Source organism: Brevundimonas sp., from assembly GCF_052436175.1.
Classification (GTDB): Bacteria; Pseudomonadota; Alphaproteobacteria; order Caulobacterales; family Caulobacteraceae; genus Brevundimonas.
The window spans coordinates 1-4,855 of the sequence record NZ_JBQVNM010000105.1; the positions used below are offsets into that span (position 1 = coordinate 1).

Annotated in this window: 3 protein-coding genes; 2 read left to right on the forward strand and 1 reads right to left on the reverse strand. The window is 69.1% G+C overall.

Annotated features, from left to right (window positions below; genetic code table 11):
• The coding region (locus ACT6QK_RS14755) for a DUF6481 family protein (RefSeq protein ID WP_444598579.1) at positions 1-366 on the forward strand (366 nt) is incomplete at its 5' end.
• Positions 367-610: 244 nt separating this feature from the next.
• Here ACT6QK_RS14755 and ACT6QK_RS14760 read toward each other — a convergent pair.
• Positions 611-3,916: a PAS domain S-box protein gene (locus tag ACT6QK_RS14760; protein ID WP_444598580.1), complete on the reverse strand. Its 3,306-nt coding sequence runs from the start codon at positions 3,914-3,916 to the stop codon at positions 611-613.
• A gap of 224 nt (positions 3,917-4,140) precedes the next feature.
• Between ACT6QK_RS14760 and ACT6QK_RS14765 the strand changes: the two genes are divergently transcribed.
• Positions 4,141-4,620: a Dps family protein gene (locus ACT6QK_RS14765; protein WP_444598581.1), complete on the forward strand. Its 480-nt coding sequence runs from the start codon at positions 4,141-4,143 to the stop codon at positions 4,618-4,620.
• Positions 4,621-4,855 lie beyond the last annotated feature (235 nt).

Consider the following 4,855-nt stretch of genomic DNA (forward strand, 5'->3'; position numbering starts at 1 on the left):
CGCATGAGAGACCTGAAACCGACCAGCTTCACCGATCGCATCTCCGCCCAGCAGGAGGCGCAGCAGGCCCGGCTGGCCACGTGCACGCCCAAGGCCGCGGCCCCCGATCCCGAGTTCGAGAAGCTGGCCGAGAAGCGCGCCGCGGAGAAGGAGGCCCTGCGTCAGCAGCACGAACTGGCCAAGGCCGAGCAGCGTCGCGAGAAGGCCGAGAAGGAAGCCGCCCGTCTGGCCGCCGAGATGGCCGCACAGGAGGCGGTCGACGCCGAGAAGCGCGCGGCCCGCAAGGAGCGCAAGCAGCTCACCAAGGAAGAGCAGAAGGCCGCCCGCGACGCCCGCTACGCCGCCCGCAAGGCGCGCTCGCGCTGATTGGTCCTGGAGACTGATGTGAAGGGAGCGCGGCGTCTTCGCCACGCTCCCTTTTTCTTTGGCCAAGTTGTCGCGCGGCAGCGGCATCAGCGCGTCTTGCGGCTGGGTATCGTAGCAAGGCGGTTCGTCACGACGCCCACAGCGAGGCGCGACGGACACCACGATGTCGCATCCAGTCCCGTTGTGATCGTTGTGAAATCGCCGTGCTCGCCGTGATGCACGCCTCGCTTTCAGAAGCCCTGCGTCAGCCGGCCGAAGACACTTCCCGGCCCAGAGCCTGCCTCAGCTGATCGCCGGAATAGGGCTTGGGCAGCAGCCGCCAAGGCGCGTCGGCCAGGGCCGCGTCGACATCCTCTCCCGCATAGCCTGAGGTCAGCAGAATCTTCATCTCCGGCCAGCGCCCGGCGCAGATGCGGGCCAGCTCGATGCCGGTCATGCCGCCCGGCATGACGACGTCGGACATCATCAGGTCGAACCTTCGCCGGGCCAGGACAGCCAGAGCCTCATCGCCCGTGGCGGCCAGGGCGGCCTTCAGACCCAGGCCGGCCAGCTGGGCCATGGCCATTTCCGCCACCTGGACATCGTCCTCGACCACCAGGATCGACAGGCCCTTCAGGTCGGCCGCATCGGGTTCGGCGCTGCGCGGCGCCGCGGCGTCCGGGCCGTCGAGAGGCGGCAGATAGAGACGGATCTCCGTGCCCTTGCCGACAGTCGAGCGGATCTCCACCCCGCCGCCGCTCTGACGTGCGAAGCCATAGACCTGGGACAGGCCCAGTCCCGTTCCCTTGCCCACCGGCTTGGTGGTGAAGAAGGGCTCGAACACCCGCGCCCGGGTCGCGGCGTCCATGCCCGACCCGTTGTCCAGCACCGAGACACAGACATAGGGGCCAGCCGGCAGGTCCGGCACGGCGCCGGCCTTCATGACGCAACTGTGGGTCTTGACCGTGATCCTGCCGTGCTTGCGATCGGCCACGGCGTCGCGGGCGTTGACCAGCAGATTGAGCAGGGCGGCCTCGAACTGGCCGACATCGACGCGCACCCGCGCCCCGCCCCGGCGGAAACGGGTTTCGAACGCGATGGTGTCGCCCACGGCCCGCTTCAGCAGGGGTTCGCCGTCACGGATCAGGTGGTTCAGATCCACAGCCTCGGGACGCAGGGCCTGACGCCGCGAGAAGGCCAGCAGCTGATGGGTCAGGCCTTCGCCGCGCCGCGCCGCCGCCAGGGCCGCCGTGCCCAACTTGGTCAGCCGGGCCGTGTTCTCGGGCGCTTTCAGGATCATGTCCAACGCCCCGATGACGACGGTCAGCAGGTTGTTGAAGTCGTGCGCCACCCCGCCGGTCAGCCGCCCGACCGCCTCCATCCTCTGGGCGTGCATCAGATTGGCCTCCGCCTTTTCCTTCTCGGCCAGGGCCTCGCCGACGCGCTCCTCCAGCAGTTCGTTGATGCGCTTCAGATCGGTCTCGGCACGCCGGGCGTCGGAGATGTCGAAGGCCACGCCGACGAAGCCGACCACCCTGCCGCGCGGATCCAGTCGGGGGCGCGAGAAGGATTTCAGCCAGCGATATTCCCCGTCGTGGCGGCGATACCGGGCCTCCAGCGAAAAGGGCTCGCCGGTGGCCTCGCCGGCCAGGGATTCCCGCACGATTCGCTCGAAATCGTCGGGATGCAGCACATCCTGCCAGGCGGCGGTCAGGGCCTCCTCATAGGTCGAACCGTAGTAGGCGACATAGGCCTGGTTGACGAAGGCCCGGGTCCGATCCGGGCCGGTCACCCAGATCAGCACCGGGGCCGTGTCGGCGATGGCGCGGAACCGGGCCTCGCTCTCGACCACCTCCGCCTGGGCGCGGGCGCGTTCGACCTCGCTCCAGGTTCGTTCCGCGACGGCCTCGACCAGTCGGATGTCGGACGGGGTCCAGTCCCGCGGCTCGCTCGCCGACACCCCCAGATAGGCGCTCAGCCGGCCGGCCTTCATCAGGGGCGTCGCGACAAAGGCGCGTTCGGCGATCTCGTCATGGATGGCCTGGCTGGGGGCCGTGACGGGATCGGTCTGCACGTCCGTCGTGGCGACGGTCTCGCCGGAGGCGAGAACCGCGTGCACCGGGGCGAAGCGGTCGATCGGCCATTCGCCGACGCCGACCGAAACCCCTTCGGTCCATTCCGCCTGGACGCGATAGACCCCGGCGGCCGGGTCGAATTCGCCGAACACGGCGCGGTTGACGTTCAGCTTCTGGGCCAGGGCGCGGGTGGCCTCCTGCATGATGGCGACGGGCTCAGCCATGTCCCGGATCCGGTCGGACAGGTCCAGCAGGAAGGTCTGGCGCCGCTCCGTCACGGCCAGGGCGTCCAGGGCCTCGCGAGAGGCGGTCACATCGAACGACAGACCGACATAGCCCCGGAAGACCCCCTCGACGAAACGCGGACTGACCGTCACCCGCATCCAGCGCCAGGCCCCGTCGGCGCGGTGGAAACGGCACTCGAAGGCATAGGGCTGGAAGCTCGGGCGGCCCGCCGCCTGGGCCTCGGCGACGCTCGCGACGTCGTCGGGATGGATCGCGGCCTTCCACACGTGGCCGAGGATTTCCTCGGCGGGTCGGCCATAGAAGGTTTCGAGCGCCGCGTTGACGAACTCGACCTCGCCGGCCTCGTTCGTCAGCCAGACCGGGGAGGGGGCGGTGTCCGCCATCAGCCGGAACCGGCTCTCGCTCTCGCGCAGGGCGGACTCGGCGGTCTTGGCGTCGGTGATGTCGACGATGACGGCGATATAGCCTTCGGTCGCGCCCTCTTCCGTCGTCAGGGGCGCAAGGCTGGTCAGGCCCCAGACCACCGATCCGTCGGGCCGCAGATAGCGCTTTTCGATCTGACCGGCGGTTGCGCCGGCGGCCGCGGCGGCCAGCAGTTCGAGCGTCGGGCGAACGTCATCGGGATGGGACACGTCGGCGGTGCGGATGCCGATGACGGCCGCCGGAGACAGCCCCAGCATGTCGGCGAAGCGCGCATTGGCGCTGACCACCTTCCCGTCCAGATCGACACGGGCGATCCCGGCCGAGGCCTGATCGATCATGGCGCGCAGCTGGGCCTGGCTGTCGCGCCGGGCCGCTTCGGCTGCCTGGGCCTCGTCGGAGGTGACGTCCAACTTGCGCAGGGAGGCGTCGAGCCGTCGCACGGTGCTGCGCAGCGACGCAGACATCAATGAGGCGAAGGTCCCGACTAGGGTGAAGTTGACCGACGAGGCCCGCGCCTGCGGGGACTGGAAATCCAGGCCGATCGCGCCGAAATGAAGAATGGTCCAGCCGCCGACCAGACAGGCCATCAAGGCGACCATCCCCGACCTCAATCCTCCGGCCAGGGCCGCGACCATGACAGCGGGCAGGAGGATCATGAAGCCGGTGGCGCTGCCGTGGAGTTCGTCCAGGGCGATCCGCACCGTCAGCATCACGAGGGCGCAGCCGAATCCCAGCAGGGCGGCGCCCCACCACGGCGGATCTGGCGCCCGCGCGATGCGCGCGATGCCCAGATCGACCGTCCGTCTCAGCCAGCCGCTGGCGTTCATGCAACCCCCGTCGTCGCACTCGGGTCAGTCGGGCGCGACCCATTGCAACGCTTCGGCGGGCCGTGCGTTCCGCCCGTCGACGGCCCGTTCCACCGTCGGACGCCCCGTCTGACGATTGTGGCGCGACAACCTTGGCCATGAGGCTCGGACCGCCTACGTCTCTATCCCAGTTCCCGGCGTGCCGATCCGGCTGCGTCGTCCATTCACGCCAAACGGAGTCTCCCATGACCGTGACCATCAAGACGGGCCTCAACAAGGCCGAACGCACCGGCGTCGCCGCCGAACTCGCCAAGGTCCTGGCCGACAGCTACGCCGTCTATCAGAAGACCCATGGTTATCACTGGAACGTGCGCGGGCCGGACTTCTTCTCGATCCACAACCTGCTGGAGCAGCAGTACCGCGACATCTGGGAGGCCCTGGACCTGATCGCCGAGCGCATCCGGGCCCTGGGCGAACTGGCGCCCCAGGGCGGCTCGGCCTTCGCCAACCTGACCTCGATCAAGGACGGCGATCCGGAACAGGACGCCACCGCCATGCTGACCGAGCTGATGCGCGATCACGAGACCCTGATCGCCACGGCGCGCGCCGCGCTCAAGATCGCCGACGACGACGGGGACGACGTTTCGGTGGACCTGCTGACCCAGCGTTTGGCCACGCACGAGAAATTCACCTGGATGCTGCGCTCCACGCTCGGCGGCCGCTGAGCGGGGCGGAGACTGAACGGGGCAGAGGCGGCAGGGCGAACCTTGCGGAACCTTGATCTTTCGGCCTGAAAACCGCCCAGAACCCCGCCTATTCGCCTCGCCCTTCCGGCGCCTCCGGGCGTCACTCTCGCAGATCTCGATGACGTTCGACTGGAACCGCTTCCGACAAGCCCTGATCTGGGGCCGGGCCCGCGCCGCTCTCGGCGTCGCGGGGCGTCGGGCTGCGGCGCCGGCG

Bases quoted from the DNA above. Each gene is read 5' to 3' on its own strand.
- ACT6QK_RS14760 (WP_444598580.1), bottom strand. From the start codon at position 3,916: ATGAACGCCAGCGGCTGGCTGAGACGGACGGTCGATCTGGGCATCGCG.
- ACT6QK_RS14765 (WP_444598581.1), top strand. From the start codon at position 4,141: ATGACCGTGACCATCAAGACGGGCCTCAACAAGGCCGAACGCACCGGC.